The sequence below is a fragment of the Ruegeria sp. AB6 genome (genome assembly GCF_056542685.1).
In genome coordinates, this window is sequence record NZ_JBQGAD010000001.1 from 474,551 (window position 1) to 492,328 (window position 17,778).

General features: G+C 58.9%; 19 protein-coding genes. 13 read left to right on the forward strand and 6 right to left on the reverse strand.

The genetic code is table 11. The features are described from left to right. Positions 1 to 36: 36 nt before the first annotated feature. Positions 37 to 1,689 carry a tetratricopeptide repeat-containing sulfotransferase family protein gene (locus ACR0DB_RS02415; protein WP_480548640.1) on the forward strand — a complete coding sequence of 551 codons (1,653 nt, stop codon included), beginning with the start codon at positions 37 to 39 and terminating at the stop codon, positions 1,687 to 1,689. 60 nt (positions 1,690 to 1,749) lie between these two features. Here ACR0DB_RS02415 and ACR0DB_RS02420 read toward each other — a convergent pair whose 3' ends face one another. Next, entirely contained in the window at positions 1,750 to 3,327 is a 1,578-nt protein-coding gene (locus tag ACR0DB_RS02420) for a bifunctional metallophosphatase/5'-nucleotidase (protein WP_480548642.1), read from the reverse strand. A gap of 108 nt (positions 3,328 to 3,435) precedes the next feature. On the opposite strand from ACR0DB_RS02420, the gene ACR0DB_RS02425 reads away from it, so the two are divergent. The 4 genes from ACR0DB_RS02425 to arsC are packed head-to-tail and all read left to right on the forward strand — an operon-like array spanning position 3,436 to position 5,595. Continuing rightward, positions 3,436 to 3,774, forward strand: coding sequence for a DUF952 domain-containing protein (locus ACR0DB_RS02425; protein ID WP_170782747.1), 339 nt, complete (start codon positions 3,436 to 3,438; stop codon positions 3,772 to 3,774). Continuing rightward, positions 3,771 to 4,202 (forward strand): DUF1330 domain-containing protein, encoded by a 432-nt coding sequence (locus ACR0DB_RS02430; protein ID WP_480548645.1) that lies wholly within the window; start codon positions 3,771 to 3,773, stop codon positions 4,200 to 4,202. Before ACR0DB_RS02425 ends, ACR0DB_RS02430 begins: the two co-directional genes overlap by 4 nt. Further along, positions 4,199 to 5,257, forward strand: coding sequence for a quinone-dependent dihydroorotate dehydrogenase (locus ACR0DB_RS02435; RefSeq protein WP_480548647.1), 1,059 nt, complete (start codon positions 4,199 to 4,201; stop codon positions 5,255 to 5,257). Before ACR0DB_RS02430 ends, ACR0DB_RS02435 begins: the two co-directional genes overlap by 4 nt. Beyond that, positions 5,254 to 5,595: an arsenate reductase (glutaredoxin) gene (gene arsC / locus ACR0DB_RS02440; RefSeq protein ID WP_480548649.1), complete on the forward strand. Its 342-nt coding sequence runs from the start codon at positions 5,254 to 5,256 to the stop codon at positions 5,593 to 5,595. The genes ACR0DB_RS02435 and arsC overlap by 4 nt, the downstream gene beginning before the upstream one ends. On the opposite strand, the gene ACR0DB_RS02445 is transcribed toward arsC, so the two are convergent. Genes ACR0DB_RS02445 through ACR0DB_RS02455 form a run of 3 tightly spaced genes read right to left on the reverse strand, consistent with a single transcriptional unit; the run spans position 5,592 to position 7,851 of the window. Then, the gene (locus ACR0DB_RS02445; RefSeq protein WP_480548651.1) at positions 5,592 to 6,908 is read right to left on the reverse strand and encodes an MATE family efflux transporter; all 1,317 of its coding nucleotides are present in this window, start codon (positions 6,906 to 6,908) and stop codon (positions 5,592 to 5,594) included. The genes arsC and ACR0DB_RS02445 overlap by 4 nt on opposite strands. A gap of 5 nt (positions 6,909 to 6,913) precedes the next feature. Next, positions 6,914 to 7,432, reverse strand: a complete 519-nt coding sequence (locus ACR0DB_RS02450) for a PaaI family thioesterase (RefSeq protein WP_480548653.1) — start codon at positions 7,430 to 7,432, stop codon at positions 6,914 to 6,916. Beyond that, positions 7,432 to 7,851, reverse strand: coding sequence for a PaaI family thioesterase (locus ACR0DB_RS02455; protein ID WP_170770167.1), 420 nt, complete (start codon positions 7,849 to 7,851; stop codon positions 7,432 to 7,434). Before ACR0DB_RS02455 ends, ACR0DB_RS02450 begins: the two co-directional genes overlap by 1 nt. A gap of 113 nt (positions 7,852 to 7,964) precedes the next feature. Between ACR0DB_RS02455 and ACR0DB_RS02460 the strand changes: the two genes are divergently transcribed. From ACR0DB_RS02460 to ACR0DB_RS02495, 8 genes are all read left to right on the forward strand, one after another. Then, on the forward strand, positions 7,965 to 8,333 hold the full coding sequence (locus ACR0DB_RS02460) for a MerR family transcriptional regulator (protein WP_170770165.1): 369 nt from the start codon (positions 7,965 to 7,967) through the stop codon (positions 8,331 to 8,333). A 276-nt stretch (positions 8,334 to 8,609) separates the two neighbouring features. Then, entirely contained in the window at positions 8,610 to 9,011 is a 402-nt protein-coding gene (locus ACR0DB_RS02465; RefSeq protein WP_170770163.1) for a MerR family transcriptional regulator, read from the forward strand. Between the two features lie 46 nt (positions 9,012 to 9,057). Then, positions 9,058 to 10,839, forward strand: a complete 1,782-nt coding sequence (locus ACR0DB_RS02470; protein ID WP_480548655.1) for an acyl-CoA dehydrogenase C-terminal domain-containing protein — start codon at positions 9,058 to 9,060, stop codon at positions 10,837 to 10,839. A gap of 54 nt (positions 10,840 to 10,893) precedes the next feature. Beyond that, entirely contained in the window at positions 10,894 to 11,106 is a 213-nt protein-coding gene (locus ACR0DB_RS02475; protein WP_170770159.1) for a hypothetical protein, read from the forward strand. Positions 11,107 to 11,422: 316 nt separating this feature from the next. Continuing rightward, positions 11,423 to 12,061 carry a glutathione S-transferase family protein gene (locus tag ACR0DB_RS02480; RefSeq protein WP_480502685.1) on the forward strand — a complete coding sequence of 213 codons (639 nt, stop codon included), beginning with the start codon at positions 11,423 to 11,425 and terminating at the stop codon, positions 12,059 to 12,061. A gap of 11 nt (positions 12,062 to 12,072) precedes the next feature. Further along, on the forward strand, positions 12,073 to 13,284 hold the full coding sequence (locus ACR0DB_RS02485) for an acetyl-CoA C-acetyltransferase (RefSeq protein WP_480548657.1): 1,212 nt from the start codon (positions 12,073 to 12,075) through the stop codon (positions 13,282 to 13,284). Continuing rightward, positions 13,284 to 13,772, forward strand: coding sequence for a cupin domain-containing protein (locus ACR0DB_RS02490; RefSeq protein ID WP_480548659.1), 489 nt, complete (start codon positions 13,284 to 13,286; stop codon positions 13,770 to 13,772). Before ACR0DB_RS02485 ends, ACR0DB_RS02490 begins: the two co-directional genes overlap by 1 nt. After that, on the forward strand, positions 13,765 to 15,966 hold the full coding sequence (locus ACR0DB_RS02495; RefSeq protein ID WP_480548661.1) for a 3-hydroxyacyl-CoA dehydrogenase NAD-binding domain-containing protein: 2,202 nt from the start codon (positions 13,765 to 13,767) through the stop codon (positions 15,964 to 15,966). The genes ACR0DB_RS02490 and ACR0DB_RS02495 overlap by 8 nt, the downstream gene beginning before the upstream one ends. Positions 15,967 to 16,045: 79 nt before the next feature. On the opposite strand, the gene ACR0DB_RS02500 is transcribed toward ACR0DB_RS02495, so the two are convergent. Further along, on the reverse strand, positions 16,046 to 16,693 hold the full coding sequence (locus tag ACR0DB_RS02500; RefSeq protein ID WP_480548663.1) for a sulfotransferase family 2 domain-containing protein: 648 nt from the start codon (positions 16,691 to 16,693) through the stop codon (positions 16,046 to 16,048). Beyond that, on the reverse strand, positions 16,690 to 17,625 hold the full coding sequence (locus ACR0DB_RS02505; protein WP_480548665.1) for a DMT family transporter: 936 nt from the start codon (positions 17,623 to 17,625) through the stop codon (positions 16,690 to 16,692). The genes ACR0DB_RS02500 and ACR0DB_RS02505 overlap by 4 nt, the downstream gene beginning before the upstream one ends. Positions 17,626 to 17,778 lie beyond the last annotated feature (153 nt).

Sequence of the window (17,778 nt, forward strand, 5' to 3'; positions counted from 1 at the left end):
ACCACCTATATTTCCTTCTTACAGGCACCGGGTCATATGCAAAACCAAACAGCCAATACCCTTAAAAGCAAGGCTTTGTCAGCGCTGGAGACCGGCAAGCCGCACCAGGCGCTAAAAAAAGCTCAACTGGGATTGAAGAAGTTTCCAAAAGACAGCGATTTTCACGCCATCGCAGGCTTTGTCCTGACCGAAATGAAGCAATATAGGAAGTCGATCCCGCATTTCGTGGAAGCCGCGCGGATGAAGCCGCAAGACCCGCAATTCGTAGAGAATTTGGCCAATGCGTTGATGCAAACCGGCCAGATTCCAAAAGCGCTGGATTATGCCGAACAGAAACTTGAGATCTTTCCCAACAACAAAGAGCTCAACCGCGTTCTGGATGAAATCTACCTGAAAGGTAACAACTGGCGTCAGATCATTGATCACACAACCAAAAAGCTGGCCGCAGACCCTGACAATGTCGACCTTCTTTCGACACGGGCTCGAGCCTATGGGCGCGTCGGTTTTGTCGAAGATAGTTCAAATGATATTGACCATGCCTACCGGATCGCACCGGAAAGCCACAAAATCGCGTTCCAAAAGGCGGTCAGCCTGCATCAAGGCGGGGACAAGGCGGGGACAAAGGCTATTCTGGAGCGGATTCTGAACGAAACCCCCGACCACATCACCTCTTTGCTGCAATTGTCAACGATGGCTAGCCGTGAGGAAGCCGGAAACTTGCTTGAAAACGTTGAAAACGCGATTGAGAAATCGGAGCACGAGTTAACCGAATTGGAATTTGCCAAGGCGCATCTGACACACAAAATCGAGGGCTTGGACGCGGCCATGCCGCAATTCGAAAAGGCCAACGCGGTTCAGCACGACTCCAATCCATATAGTTTTGAATCCGAAGAGGAAAAACTGGGCACGGTCACACGTCAATTTTCTGAAGGCAATCAAATATTGGCAAATGACCTAAGCGAAGGGCCCTTGCCGATCTTCGTCGTCGGCCAACCGCGTTCAGGCACGACCTTGATGGAGATGATGCTGAGTTCAGACCCCAACATTGCTGGTTGTGGGGAACTTATGCTCGGGTCCGACCTCTCGGTTAACTTCTGGCAAGGCAAGGATACCTTCGATACGGCATCTGCCGCTCATTTCGCGCAGGAATTTCGCAAGCTGATGCCTCCGATCCCGGAAGGGTCCATCGCCTTTGTCGACAAGATGCCCCATAATTTCCAACGTGTAGGCTATTTGCTGTGCGCCTTCCCGAATGCGCGGGTGATCAACATGCAGCGCGATCCACGCGATGTAGCGCTGTCGAAATGGATCCGACGCTTTCCCGCAGGTGGGATGAGCTATGCGTCAAACCAAAAGGCGATTGCACACACGGCCAACCTGTACCGGCGCTATATGGCGCATTGGGAAAAAGTGTTCGGGGATCGCATCCTGACCGTTCCTTACGAAAAACTCGTGGCCGACCCCGAGACCTACAGCAAGAAGGTCGCTGCGTTCTGCGGCATCGACTGGTCCGAGGCGATGATGCATCCGGAAGAGAACAAAAAACAGGTTAGAACGGCCAGCATCGACCAGGTACGCAACAAAATCTCCACCAAATCTGTCGGCGGATGGCGCAGCGTCAGGCACCATCTTCAGCCAATGCTGGATGGTATCGATCCCGCGCTTTGGCCTGAATACGAATTCGACTGATAAAAACAAAAAAGGCCGCATCCCTACGATGCGGCCTGTCAGTTTCCTGCACCCAAGCGGTTATTTCTGCTTGATGCGCCCGTCCAGATACGGTGTGTACGGCGCGTTGGCGGCCAGATATTCGGCCGTCACGTCAGCCAGGTCCGGGCCATAATCATAGGCGTTCTTGTCATCGCCTTCGAACATATCATAGCCGTCGCCGCCATTACGGACATAGTTGTTGGTCACGACAAGATAGGTCGCCGCCGGGTCAATCGGGACAAAGCCCCCATCCTCGGCTACCATCACATCGCTGATACGCCCTTCGTTCGGCGCCACCGCAGGATCCCATGTGAAAGTCATACCGGCCACTTGCGGGAAACGGCCCTTGACCTCTTCCACCTGGCTCACACCGTTTTCCAGCGCATCAATGACGCCCTGACCGCTGATCTGGAAGGTTGAGAGCGTGTTCTGGAACGGCAGCACGGTCAGCACTTCGCCCATGGTCACGTCACCCGGATCAATCGAGGCACGCAAACCACCCGAGTTTGCAATTGCAATCTGCACACCCTGATCGGCAACACGGGCCAGCATGGCATCGGCTACAAGATTGCCCATCTGGCATTCTTGCACTCGGCAGACAGCGCGGTCGCCCTCAATCGCGTCAGCAGCACTTGCCACAACCTTGTTGCGAATCTCGTCCAGCGGCACGGCCAGTTCCGCGATGCGATCCAGCGCCGACTGATCCTCGGTCACAGTGTTGTCCATGATCAGCGGCTCACCCGCGGCCTCGACCACATTGCCGTCGTCATCGAAGGTCACGTTCAGCTCGCCAAGGAATTTGCCATAGGCATAGGCCTGAACGATCTGGACCCCGTTCACCACGGTTGGATAGGGACCCGCCGCCTTGTCCGAGACGTTGGACAGATACGTGTTGGAATGTCCCCCCACGATCACATCGACACCAGTTGTTTCACTGGCCACGCGTTGATCCACGCCAAAGCCCGAATGGCTGAGTACGATGATCTTGTTCACCCCCTCGCCGGTCAGTCTGTCAACTTCGGCCTGCACCGCCGGGACCGGGGCCGAGAAGGTTATGTTCGGGCCAGGTGAGGCCAGATCATGGGTGTCTTCCGGCGTCAGGCCGATCAGGCCGATCTTCTCGCCGCCCACTTCAATCACGGTCGATTTCTTGATCTTGTCGGTCAGCAGCTCTTCGTCTTTGACATCGGCGTTCGACATCAGCACTGGAAAATCGACCGAGTCGATGAAACCGCGCAGAACCTCGGGCCCGTCGTCGAATTCGTGGTTGCCCACGGTCATCGCGTCATAACTCAGCTTGTTCATGAACTCAGCCGCGACCTTGCCCTTGTAATAGGTATAGAACAGGGACCCCTGAAATTGGTCTCCGCCATCCACAAGGATCGAGTTCTCGGCACGGCCACGGGCATCGTTCACTGCCGTTACCAAACGGGCCGAGCCACCAAAGCACTCGCCTTCGGCATTGTCTTCGGCGCTGCAGCCGCTGTCATATTTGTTGATGGGTTCAAACCGGGCGTGGAAATCGTTGGTATGCAGGATCGTCAGCTTATATTCGGCTGCGGCCATGCCTGCTGTCAGGCCCAGAACGGCGACCGATGTCAGTAAGCGGGTGAACATGTTCAAACTCCCAATTGTTATTTGTCGTGATCGTGCGCCGTGCTGCGCAAAGAGTCAAAGGGGGAAATCCAGCTTGATTCTACCCGCCGTGCGAGGCATCACGGCCCCATGCTGATTTACAAGATTTTCCGGGCCGACGAATGGGCCGCTTTGCAGTCCGATGGGGCGACGGACGGTGCTCCGATTGATGTCGCAGACGGCTATGTCCATTTCTCGACGGCCGAGCAAGCAGCCGAGACAGCGGCCAAGCATTTCGCCGGGATCGACGGTCTGACCCTGTTGGCCTGCGACGCCGGCGCGATGGGTGACGACCTGAAATGGGAGGTCTCGCGCGGGGGCGCGCTGTTTCCGCATCTCTACCGGCAGATCAGGATGACGGATGTGCATTGGGCCAAGCCTTTGCCTTTTGACGGGCAGGCCCACCAGTTCCCCGAGGAGATGGAATGACCCGCTACGTCGACCCAGATCGCGCGCAGTTCGAGGCGTTCAAGGATCTGGACCGCGATCATCCGATCGAGATGCTCAATCTGGTGAAATTCCGCGCCAAGGCCGCGTACCCGGATGACCACGATCTGGCCGATGCCGGTCTGACCGGCGCGCAGGCCTATCGCAACTACGGGAGCGAGACCGCCCCGATCATCGCTCGTATCGGCGCGCACATTCTATGGAGCGGCGCGTTTCAAACAACCCTGATCGGCCCGCAGGACGAGGTTTGGGACGCAGTCTTTATCGCCAGCTATCCCACCGCCCATGCGTTCATGGAAATGGTCACGGACCCGGATTACCAAAAAGCGGTCGTGCATCGTCAGGCAGCGGTGGACACGTCGCGGCTGATCCGTTGCGCGCCGACCCAAGGCAGAGAGAGCTTCGGATGAAACTGACCGAGAAACTGGGCCTTGCCGCCCTGCACCGGATGGATCCGGAAGCCGCGCATGGGATGTCGATCAAGGCGTTGAAAGCGGGGCTGGCCCCCGCGCCCGGTCCTGTGACCTCGTCCCGGTTGCGCACACAGGTGGCTGGGCTTGATCTGCCCAACCCGGTTGGGCTGGCCGCTGGTTTCGACAAGAACGGCGAGGTTCTGACACCTCTGTCCCGCGTGGGCTTCGGGTTTATCGAGGTCGGTGCCGTGACCCCACGCCCGCAGCCCGGTAACCCCAAACCACGCCTGTTTCGCCTGTCCGAAGACAAAGCCGCCATCAACCGCTTTGGCTTCAACAACGAAGGCATGGAGGTCATGGCCACTCGTCTGGCGGATCGCCCCAAAGACGCTGTGATCGGCCTGAACCTGGGTGCGAACAAGGACAGCGACGACCGCCCCGGCGACTTTGCCAAGGTGCTGGCCCATTGTGCGGCACATCTGGATTTCGCGACAGTCAATGTCTCGTCCCCTAACACCGAGAAACTGCGCGACCTGCAGGGCAAGGCTGCGCTCAGTGCGTTGCTAGGCGGAGTGATCGAAACCCGCGATGCCCTGCCCCGTCCCCTGCCTGTCTTCCTGAAGATCGCCCCCGATCTGACCGAAGACGAATTGCAAGACATTGCTGATGTCGCTCGGGAAACCGGCGTGGATGCGGTGATCGCCACCAATACCACCCTGTCCCGCGACGGGCTGCTAAGTGTGCTTAAGGATCAGGCCGGAGGTCTGTCCGGCGCACCTCTGTTCGAGAAATCCACCCGCGTATTAGCCCGGCTGAGCCAGTTGACCGATGGCCAGATCCCTCTGATCGGTGTTGGCGGGATCAGCACGGGGGAACAGGCTTATGCCAAGATTTGCGCCGGAGCCTCTGCCGTGCAGTTCTACACGGCGATGGTTTATGGCGGCATCTCATTGGCCGCTGAGATCGCGCAGGGGGTGGATAAACTTCTGGCGCGCGACGGGTTCGACACGGTCGCGCAAGCCGTGGGCAGCAAACGAGAGGACTGGTTATGATCAACTATTGGCACAACCCCCGCTGTTCGAAATCCCGCGCAGGGCTGGCGTTGCTTGAGGAAAAAGGCGCGCAGGTCGAGGTGCGGAAATACCTTGAAAACGCGCCCTCGGCGGATGAGTTGCGCGCGACACTGGCCCTTTTGGGCGTACCCGCCATCGACATGATGCGGACGGGTGAAAAACAGTTCAAGGAACTCGGGCTGACCAAAACCACGTCAGAGGACGCACTGATCGCGGCAATGGCGGAACGCCCTATCCTGATCGAGCGTCCTTTGGCGATCCATGGCGACAAGGCCGCCATCGGACGCCCGCCTGAGAACCTGCTGGACCTGCTTTAGGCGATCCGCGCCTCAAGCCGGGGATAACGCCATCCCAAGGTCAATCCCCGCGCAATGTTCAGAACCATCAACGCGGCCCAAAGGCCGTGATTGCCGAGCGTCGGCACCAGTAAGAACAGGGCGACCACATAGATCGCAACCGACTGGATCATCGCGTTACGCATATCCCGCGTCCAGGTTGCCCCGATATAGATGCCGTCGAACATCCAGCTTGCCACTCCGATCACCGGAGCCAGCGCCGCCCAGATCAGGTATTCTCGCGCAGCCAGACGGACCTCGGGCGAGGTGGACATCAGGTCGATCAGCGCAGGCCCGGCAAGGTAGAACACTGCACCCAAGGCAAAGGCTCCGCCCACACCCCACTGCGACGCCATGACCGACGCCCGCCGCACCTGATACCGGTCCCGTGCACCCACTGCGCCGCCCACCAGCGCCTCGGCTGAAAAGGCGAATCCGTCCAGCGCAAAAGCCGTGATCTCCAGAAACTGCAGTAGGACCTGATTGGCCGCCAGATTAACATCACCCAGATCGGACCCCACGAACAGGAAGGTGGTGAATGAGCCCGTCAACAGGACCGACCGGATCATGATATCGGTGTTCACCTGGAGCATCCGACGCAGGCGTGCCGAATCGAAAATCCGGGGCCAATCGCGCCACTGATTGCCGCCGAACGCGCTGCGGCACAGCCATAGGCCCAACGCCAGACCAGTCCACTCGGCGATCAAAGTGGCGATGGCGACACCTTCGACACCCCAGCCCAGCCCCAGAACGAACCATAGGTCCAACAGGATGTTCAGCCCGTTCATCCAGATCTGAAGAAGGAACACGCCACGGGTGCGCTCGATAGCAATCAACCACCCGGTCACAGCATAAAGCGCAATCGTCGCGGGCGCGCCCCAGATACGAATTTCAAGGTATGCGCGGGTCAGGGACTCGACCTCGGGACTGGCCGGGGACAGCGCGAAGGCCCCCAAGAACACCCATACTTGCGTAGCGATGAATACAAGACCAGCGGCACCGCCCAGCAGTAGGCCGCGCATCAACAGCGCACCGGTCTCGGCTGTATCGCCTGCGCCGCGCGCCTGCGCTGCAAGACCGGTCGTGCCCATGCGCAAGAACCCGAAAATCCAGTAAATCGCTGACAGGATCACCGCGCCCATGCCGACGGCTCCGATGGGGGCCGCCTGCCCCATCTGGCCCACAACGCCGGTATCGACCGCGCCCAAAATCGGAACGGTGGCGTTTGACAACACAATGGGAAGGGCAATCTTCAGCACCCGTCCATGCGTTATTGGCGCCGAAGCGTCCTGCATGGAGGCTAGCTACCCATGGTCTTAGGTTGTGGCATCAGGAAATGACCCGTGGCCTGCGCAAAAGGGCGCGCATGATTGTCCTGCCATGCTTCGACCCGGACCGAGGCATAGCGACGCCCCGACCGGCTGATGATAGCCCGCGCATAGGCATCGCGCGGCAGACCGGATCGCAGATAATCGACCGTGAAATCCACAGTCTTGGGAAAGCGGATCGTCTCATCCCGCGCGATCTGCTCGGCATCCAGCTCACCGCTCTCGATGCTGGGCAGGAAATACTCCCAACTCAAGGTGATCACGGCCGTGACCTCAAGGAAGGCTGCGGTGACGCCCCCATGCAGGGCGGGAAGGATCGGGTTTCCGATGAGCTTTTCGTCATAGTTCAACACCCCGGTCAGCTCATCCCCACGCCGGTCAAAGCTGAAATCCATGAATCGGATATAAGGCACTCCATCGACAATCGCGTTCAGCGCCGCGTCCCGGCGCTGTTTGACCACTTGCACGGGTTCGGGACGTTTGCGCGCCATCAGAGCCCCTCCACCGTGAAAGAGCCCGAGGCCGTGGCCACCGGCAGGTCCTGATTTTCGTCCATCGCGGTCGCGCGTACGAAGGCCACGTTACGGGTGATGTGGTAGCAGGTCGCGCGCGTGGTGATGGTCTGACCCGGGGTTGCCGCGCGCATATAATCGATGCGCAAATCGATGGTCGCCGTGCCACCGGGCGCGGACGGGTGGCTCATGACAGCGGCGCCGCAACAGGTGTCCAGAACGGCAAATACAGCGCCGCCATGGATGACCCCAGTTCGCGGATCGCCCACCAATTCCACGTTATAGGGCATTGTAATCGCAGCCTCTCCGTTACCGATTTCAGTCAGCGTCATGCCCAGCGCCCTGGCATGTGGGATCGCCTCGATGAACTGACGCGCGATAGCAGCTTTGTCGACCATCTATTTGTACCTTCTTGGTTTCTCCCTTTATGAGCGCGTGGCCCGCAAAAGAGCAAGCCCACCTGTTGCGCTTGTCAGGCGTAGGTCATAGGCTGCGCCAGAGGAGATCAGGAATGCCCGACGACCGTTTGTCATTCAAAGAGATGTGCGCCCAGTTCGATGTGACACCGCGCACCCTGCGCTACTATGAGTATATCGAGCTGTTGCAGCCCGACCGCGAAGGCCGTGCGCGATTCTATGGTCCACGCGAATGCGCCCGCATGACGCTGATCATGCGGGGGCGCAAATACGGCTTTCCCTTGGAAGACATTCGCCAATGGCTGCTGATATACGAAGATCAGGGCAACCAGGCGCAGATGAAGGCTTTTGTCGACTTGGCCGATGTCCAATTAGTTGAACTACACAAGCAAAAGCAGCAACTGGATGAGGCGATCGACGCTCTGAAAACCATGCGCGATCAGACCGCCAGGTCGCTGGATTGACCTCAACGCCTATTGCGGCCCTCTTGAAGCCCCGCAAAAGGGATTGCTGTTGCAATTCCCGTTTCAATTGGGTGTTGGCCAGCTGTCGAAATCTGAAAATAACGTGACGTGACGTTGGGGATTTCACCCTCAAACAGACTTGACGCAAACGGAAGTTACGTCAACTAAAGTTGTGACGTAGCGTTTGCATTACGTGAACGTCATCTCCGTGTTGTAAGTGGCGCATCGACTGCGCAACTGTACTTGATAGACGCCAGTGACAAGAGTGCTGAAACCATGACCGAAGATCTGATGACCATTCGTGAAATGTGCGAGACCTATGACGTCACGCCGCGCACATTGCGGTTTTACGAGGCCAAAGAACTTTTGTTCCCGATCCGCGAGGGGCAAAAACGCCTGTTCACCAAACGCGACCGGGCGCGCCTGAAACTGATTCTGCGCGGCAAGCGCTTTGGCTTTAGCCTAGAAGAAATCCGGCAACTTCTGGATCTGTATCATGTGGGGGATCAGCAGATGACGCAGATGACCCGCACGTTTGAGATCGCCCGCGAGCGTCTGACCGATATGGAGGCCCGCCGCGAAGAACTGACGCAGGCCATCGACGATCTGAAGGAACAGTTGCGTTGGGGCGAGAAAGTAATCGCCTCGATGAAGAACGAAAAGAAAGCCGCCGAGTAGCCCTGCGGCCCCACCTCCGGACATTTGAGATTAAAGGGAGCTTCTTATGCCCGTCTATAACGCGCCAACAAAAGACATGCAGTTCATTCTGCACGAAGTCCTCAACGTTTCGGGGTCGAAAATCCCCGGTTACGACGAATTGGAAGCCGAATTCACCGGTGCCGTTCTTGAGGAAGCCGGCAAAATCGCAACAAACGTCCTGCACCCGCTGAACGTTGTGGGTGACACCGAAGGTGTGCGCCACGAAAACGGTGTCGTCTACACGCCGACCGGCTTCAAAGACGGTTTCGAGCAGATGAAAGAAGGCGGCTGGACCGGCTTGGATATGCCCGAGGAATTCGGCGGTCAGAACATGCCTTATGTCCTGGGTAGCGCGGTGGGCGAGTTCTTTCAGTCCGCCAACCAGGCCTTCACCATGTATCAGGGTCTGACCCACGGCGCGGCTTCGGCCATTCTCGCCCACGGCACCGACGAGCAGAAGGCCACCTATCTGCCCAACATGGTCAGCTGTGAATGGACCGGCACCATGAACCTGACCGAACCGCATTGCGGCACCGATCTGGGCCTGATGCGCACCAAGGCTGAACCGCAGGACGACGGCAGCTATAAGGTGTCAGGTCAGAAGATCTTTATCTCGGCCGGTGATCACGACATGGCCGACAACATCATCCACCTGGTTCTGGCCAAAATCCCCGGCGGCCCCGAGGGCATCAAGGGTGTCTCGCTGTTCATCGTGCCCAAGTTCATGGTCAACGAAGACGGCTCGCTGGGCGAACGCAACGGCGTTTCGGTCGGCAAGGTCGAAGAGAAGATGGGCATCCACGGCAACTCGACCTGTGTGATGAACTATGACGAGGCCACCGGCTTCTTGCTGGGCGACCTGCACAAAGGTATGCGCGCCATGTTCACCATGATGAACGAAGCGCGTCTGGGTGTGGGTATGCAGGGTCTGGCACAGGCCGAGGCTGCCTATCAGAACGCGGTAGAATATGCCAAGGACCGCCTGCAGGGCCGTGACGTGACCGGCGCGAAAAACCCCGACGGCCCGGCAGATCCGCTGATCGTCCACCCCGATATCCGCCGTAGCCTGATGGATCAGAAAAGCTTTACCGAAGGTGCGCGCGCCTTCATCTTGTGGGGTGCCACACTGATCGACCAAGCACATCGTTCCGGCGATGCAGATGCAGACGGCCTGATCTCGCTGCTGACTCCGGTCATCAAAGGCTTCCTGACCGACGAAGGCTATGACATGACTGTCAAAGCTCAGCAGGTTTACGGCGGCCACGGCTACATCGAGGAATGGGGCATGTCGCAATACACCCGCGACGCCCGTATCGCCATGATCTACGAAGGCGCAAACGGCGTTCAGGCGCTGGATCTGGTGGGTCGTAAGCTGGCTACCGATGGCGGCAAGCACGTCATGGCCTTCTTCGACATCGTCAAGAATTTCTGCAAGGAAAACGGTGGCCAGAACGAAGCCTTTGACAAGGCGTTCATCGAACCGCTCAAGGCGGCGTCCAAGGATCTGCAGGCGGCTGGCATGTACTTCATGCAGAACGGTGCAAAGAACCCCAACCACGCACTGGCTGGTTCGAACGACTTCATGCACATGTTCGGCCACGTTTGCCTGGGCTTGATGTGGGCGCAAATGACAAAAGCAGCCTATGCGGCCCTTGACGGCGGGGCCTCGGATACCGAGTTCTACCAGACCAAGATTGCCACCGGCCAGTTCTACATGGCGCGTCGCCTACCGGCCACCGGCCTGCATCTGGCGCGTATCCAGACCGGTGCTGACACTGTCATGGCTCTGGATGCGGCGAACTTCTGATCCAAAACCGGCTGCAGGATTTTGTCTTGCAGCCGGACTTCGCAAAGGACCGACATGCCCAAACGCTTTCGCCTGACCCGCCGGTTTCCGGTTGCAATGACCGAAGATGGCTATCGCAAACTGCGCGGTTTCGCTGCCGAAGCCGGGTTGGATGAAGGTGAGGCTCTGTCGTTTCTATTCGAAAATTTCAACAGCGTGATTGATCACGACAACCTGACGCACAAGTTGCGCATCTTCAACTCGGAACTTGAGGCGCGAAAACGGTGAATGATGCGGGGACCAGACAACTTTGGCAAATCGCAGATACTCTGTCCGCCTCCGGCGGACGTATTTGGAGCGAGAAGAAGGCAAACGCACGCTTCCCCCCCGCCATCCGGGTTATGATCGCACCTTTGGGCACGCAGTCAGGAAGGCGAAGCTTTTCATCGTGCGGACATCGGCTCGGCAGCCAGTACCGCACGCATGAAAAGGCCGCTTTGACGTTAAAGAACCGTTACGGAGAAGGGAAAACCCTGCGGACTTCTTCTCTTCAAAAATTCGGAAATACCGACATAGCCGCACACGCCACGGGAGGGGCGCGCACATGACCATCAAACTGCATTGCTTCGGAGAAAGCGGAAATTCTTACAAAGCCGCGCTTGCGCTTGAGATGTCGGGCCTGGAATGGGAACCCGTTTTCGTGGACTTTTTCAAAGGCGTATCGCGCACCCCCGAATATCGCGCAGAGGTCAATGAAATGGGCGAGGTGCCAGTCCTGACCGATGGCGATTTCCGCACAAGTCAATCCGGTGCCATTCAGGCTTATATCACTGAAAAGTCAGGCAAGTTCGGTGGCAAGGACCGCGACGAAAACTACGATATCTTTCGCTGGGTCCTGTGGGACAATCACAAGCTCAGCTCGAATGCGGGGATGACCCGGTTTTTGTGCAATTTCCTGCCCGAAGAGCACCGCAACCCAGATGTCATTGCGTTCAACCAAGGACGCCTGAAGGCCGCTTACGAAATTCTGAATACCCACCTTGAGGGCCGCGACTGGATCGTGGGCGACGGCGTGACCAACGCCGACCTCAGCTGCTGCGGATACCTGTACTACCCTGAACCATTCGGCTTTGACCGTGCCGACTGGCCCCATATCGACGCCTGGCTGACGCGCCTCAGCGAACAGCCCGGCTGGAAACACCCCTATGACCTGATGCCCGGCAATCCGTCGGATCGAGCTTGAGGAGAAGACCCATGACCGAAGCCTATATCTATGACGCCCTGCGCACCCCGCGTGGCAAGGGCCGCAAGGATGGCAGCCTGCACGAGGTAACCTCGGTGCGACTGTCCGCCGTCGCCCTTAACGCCATGAAAGAGCGCAACAACCTGGAAGGTCACGCCGTCGAGGACGTGATCTGGGGCAACGTCACGCAGGTGATGGAGCAAGGCGGTTGTTTGGCGCGCTCGGCCGTGCTGGCCTCGGATCTGGATGAATCGATCCCGGGTCTGGCCATCAACCGCTTCTGCGCTTCCGGCATGGAAGCCGTGAACCTGGCCGCAAACCAGATCAAAGGCGGTGCCGGTGACGGCTATATCGCCGGCGGCGTCGAGATGATGGGCCGTGTACCCATGGGATCGGACGGCGCGGCTATTGCCGTTGACCCTACCCTGGCGATGGATACCTATTTTGTACCGCAGGGTATTTCCTCGGACATCATCGCCACCGAATACGGCTTCAGCCGCGATCAGGCGGACCAGTTGGCGATGGAATCGCAGCGCCGCGCGGCGCAAGCCTGGAACGAAGGTCGCTTTGAAAAATCGATCATTCCGGTCAAGGACCGCAACGGCCTGACCATTCTGGACCGCGACGAATACATGCGCCCCGGCACTGACATGCAGAGCCTCGGCAGCCTGAACCCAGCCTTCCAGATGATGGGCGAGCAGATGCCGGGCTTCGACAAGGTCGCCCTGCTGAAATACCCGCACCTGGAAAAGATCAACCACATCCACCACGCGGGCAACAGCTCGGGCATCGTGGACGGGGCTGCGGCCGTTCTGATCGGCAACAAGGAATTCGGTGAAAAGCACGGCATCAAACCGCGCGCACGGATCAAGGCCACTGCCAAGATCGGTCTAGACCCGACGATCATGCTGACTGGCCCGGTTCCGGTGACCCAGAAAATCCTGGCCGACAACGGCATGCAGATTTCGGATTTCGACCTGTTCGAAGTGAACGAAGCCTTCGCGTCGGTCGTACTGCGGTTCCAGCAGGCATTTGATGTGGACCCCGAGCTGGTGAACGTCAACGGCGGCTCGATCGCGATGGGCCACCCGTTGGGTGCAACCGGCGCGATGATCATCGGCACCCTGCTAGACGAACTGGAGCGTCAGGACAAAGAAACCGGCCTGGCCACGCTCTGCATCGCGTCGGGCATGGGTGCCGCGACTATCATCGAGCGGGTCTGATGCCCAAGCTGGATCTCTCTCAGATCCCGTTTATTGGGGGATCGTCTTATCCCGGTAAGCTGGCCGAGGCGACCGCAGGTCGTTTCATTCAGCGGCTGGGGGATACGGGCGGTCTGACCCAATACGGGGTCAACATCGTACGGTTGGAGCCTGCGGGGATGTCCTCGCTGCGGCACTACCACATGGAGCAGGACGAGTTCGCCATTGTGCTTTCCGGCACCTGCACATTGATCGACGACGATGGTGAGCATGAGATGCAGCCCGGTGACTGCGCGGCCTGGCCCGCAGGTGAGCCCAACGGCCACCACCTTGTGAACAAAACCAACGCGCCCGCGACCTTTCTGGTGGTGGGCACGCGGACCCCGACCGAGACCGGCTTTTACAGCGATATCGACATGATGGTGAAGGATGACGCCGACGGCGAGGCCTTCACCCGGAAAGACGGCAGCCCGCTGACGGCTGACCAGATTGGAGATGACAATGACTGATTTCACTCTGACCAAAGACGCAGACGGCGTCGCCACGATCACCTGGGACGTTCCAGGCAAGACGATGAACGTAATGTCCTTTGACGGGCTGGCCCAGCTGAGCGACCTGATCGATCAGGCGCTGGCGGATGAGGAGGTCAAGGGGATCGTCCTGACCTCGGGCAAAGAAGGGTCGTTTGCGGGCGGCATGGACCTGAACCTGCTGGCTGTGATGAAGGAACAGGCAGGCGACAACCCGGCCAAAGGTCTGTTTGACGGCACGATGCAAATGCACGCCCTTCTGCGCAAGATCGAGCTGGCCGGCATGGACCCCAAGACCAAGAAAGGCGGCAAGCCGATCGCAACCGCCCTGCCCGGCACTGCCGCAGGCATCGGCATGGAGTTGCCTCTGTCCACGCATCGCATTTTCGCTGCCGAGAACCCCAAGGCGAAATATGGCCTGCCCGAGATCATGGTCGGCATCTTCCCCGGCGCGGGCGGCACCACGCGGATGGTCCGCAAGGTGGGCGCGATTGCAGCGGCACCGCTGCTGCTGGAAGGCAAGATGCTGGACGTCAAAAAGGCCAAAGGCGCAGGCTATATCGATGAGATCGCTGCAGATCCGGTGGCAGCCGCAAAGGAATGGGTGCTGAACGCGAAAGACACCGATCTGGTCAAGCCGTGGGATGCCAAGGGCTATAAAATGCCCGGCGGTGCGCCGTACCACCCTGCAGGTTTCATGAACTTCGTTGGCGCCTCGGCGATGGTACACGGCAAGACCCAAGGCGCCTTCCCGGCGGCCAAGGCGTTGCTGAGTGCAGTTTATGAGGGGGCTCTGGTCGACTTCGACACCGCGCTGAAGATCGAAGCGCGCTGGTTCACCTCAGTCCTGATGAACCCGTCCTCGGGTGCCATGATCCGGTCGCTGTTCCTGAACAAAGAAGCGCTTGAGAAAGGCGCAGTACGTCCAGCCGGTGTGCCGGATCAGTCGGTCAAGAAGATCGGCGTTCTGGGTGCGGGCATGATGGGTGCGGGCATCGCGCTGGTCTCGGCCCAGGCCGGGATGGAGGTTGTTCTGGTCGATCGTGATCAGGCGGCTGCTGATAAAGGCAAAGCCTATACCGAGGCTTATCTGGACAAGGGCATGAAGCGCGGCAAAGTCACCGAAGACAAGAAACAGGCGATGTTGTCGCGCATCACCGCAACGCCCGATCTGGACCACCTGAAAGGCTGCGACCTGATCATCGAAGCCGTGTTCGAAGACCCTTCCGTCAAGGCCGAGATGACCCAAAAGGTCGAGGCGATCATCCCCGAGGATTGCATTTTTGCCTCGAACACCTCGACCCTGCCGATCACCGATCTGGCCAAGGCCAGCGTTCGGCCCGAACAGTTCATAGGCATTCACTTCTTCTCGCCGGTTGAGAAGATGTTCCTGGTTGAGATCATCAAGGGCCGCGAAACCGGTGATCGTGCGGTTGCCAAGGCGCTGGACTATGTGCGCCAGATCCGCAAGACGCCGATTGTGGTCAACGATGCACGCTTCTTCTACGCCAACCGCTGCATCATCCCTTACATCAACGAAGGTCTGCGGATGATCACCGAAGGCGTCAGCCCGGTGCTGATCGACAATGCCGCGCGTCAGCTGGGCTTCCCCGTGGGGCCGATCCAGCTGAATGACGAAACCTCGATTGATCTGGGTGCCAAGATCGCGCGGGCGACCAAAGCTGCGATGGGCAACGCCTATCCCGAAAGCCCCGCCGATGACCTGATCTTCTGGATGGAAGGCGAAGGCCGTCTGGGCCGCAAGGCCAATGCAGGCTTCTTCGACTATGACGAAAAGGGCAAACGCGTCGCGTACTGGACCGGTCTGGCCGAGAAATACCCGCATGCCGAGGACCAACCCGACCTGATCGAAGTACAGGAACGCCTGATGTTCGCGCAGGTGTTGGAAGCTGTCCGCGCGTTGGAGGAAGGTGTTCTGGAAGACATCCGCGAAGGCGATGTGGGCGCCATCCTGGGTTGGGGCTTTGCGCCGTGGTCCGGTGGCCCGCTGAGCTGGCTGGACATCATCGGCACGCCTTATGCAGCTGAGCGATGCGATCAGTTGACCGAAGCCTACGGCGAACGCTTCACCTGCCCGCCGCTGCTGCGGGAAATGGCGGAGAAGGGTCAAAGCTTCTACGGGCGTTTCGACCCCGAAGCCAAAGCGGCTTAAAAGTCAAAGAAGCTGGCGCAGCCCCCCTGCGCCAGCTTTCCCATTTGCACTTTTTCAAGATTCCGAACGGAACGTACTGCTAATCAAAGCGATACCCAAACCTGTCGACATCCTCGGCGCAAGCCTCGGCCACAGCCGCACGTGTCTTGGCGCAATAGTAACTGCGATAGTCCGATGCCCGCTCGGACCTGTTGCGCAGGGGCAATGCCACCCGAAATCCCAAATGGTCGAATAGCGGGGCGGCGTCTTGGTCAATTCGCTCCAGCCGGATGAAGGCACTGCAATGTTCGGTCCCATCGGCCAGCGTCATATAGCGCCTTGCGGGATTGGCTGCGAAGGATCGTGCAATCTGCGGGTGCAAGACGAAATCCTGAAATGAAAGGGTTTGCGCCAAGGTGACATCCCGGTGGTCAAACTTTTGGGTTCTGAGCCAATGATAGTAGCTGACCATCCTGTCCCAAGGGTTGCGCACCAGCGTGAACGTGAACATGCCGCGCAACGCAACCGGTGTCATCAGCCCATCCAGCGCAGAAAGCGGTGCGTGTTTCGTCAAAGCGCCAACGCCTGTCAAAGCCTTCTGCCGCTTGCGCCGCCGTAGGGCCTTGGGCGTATCACCTATTAGGATATCATCCTTCATCACCCGCGCCTCTAACGCCAGAGACAGCGACGTTCCCCCGGTTTTGGGGATTTGGACAAACACGTATCTACGGCCATTTGAGATGATCATGCCGCCGCCTGCTCGGCGGGCGTGCGACCGGCCCGCCAGCCCAGCAGCGCTCCGGCGGTCGCGATCAGACCAATCCCTCCGATCTGCATCAGCCCGATGGACTGACCAAAGGCGACCCACGCAAACAGGGGGCCGAAAATCATGACCGAGTATTCGAACACTGCAACATAGGATGGCTCGCCTACCTGATACGCTTTGATCAGCATGAAAACCGCGATTGTTGACCCTACAGCCTGCACGATGATCCATGGCACAGCGTCCTGCATCTGCCAAACCCAGCCACGCGTGACAAACCCGTCGGGCCCTGGGGGCGATATCATGGGGAAGAAGGTCAGAACGACCACTCCGATCAATCCCGTCAACCCCAGTGTGATCACCATCGCCGCCAACAGCGCGACTGTGCTTTCACCCGCGCAATGGCTGCGCGTGATGATGGCGCTGAGGGCATAGAACAACCCTCCGGCCACCGGCAGCAGGGTGCGGGCATCAAAATCCTGCGGATTGGGTTGCAGCACGCACAGGATCCCGACGAACCCCAGTAGGACGGCCAGAATGCGCCATGGCCCGATCCTCTGCCCCATTGCAAGCGTCGAAATCAGCAGCACGAAAATCGGAGAGGTGAACAGACCTGCCAGCGCCTGCGCAATCGGCATCAGCGCCAGCGAGGTGAAATAGAACAGCATGGCCAGCGTGATCAGCACACTGCGTAGCATCACCGGACCCGGCCGGACGGGACGCAAGCGCCCGAATCCCAACAAGGACAAGCCGATGATCAGCGGCAGCATCAGGGTGGACCGGCTCAGGTGGAACTGCCACAGCCCGACCGTGTCGGCCAGCAGGATCACTACGTTGTCGATCACCCCGATGATCGCCATTGCGCTGACCATCAGAACCGAGGCCAGGATCGGAGAAGTTTGCGCACCAGACGACATGTTTGACCCTATTGCAGAAACCGACCGGGGCACGCCTGCGCCCGGATGCGTCGTCACATCCAGCACAATTCCCCGACATCGCGCAACAGGTTTGCGCCGCTGGATTTTTGCGTGCTAAACTGCCGCCAATCAAGAATGAGCAGACCTCACCCG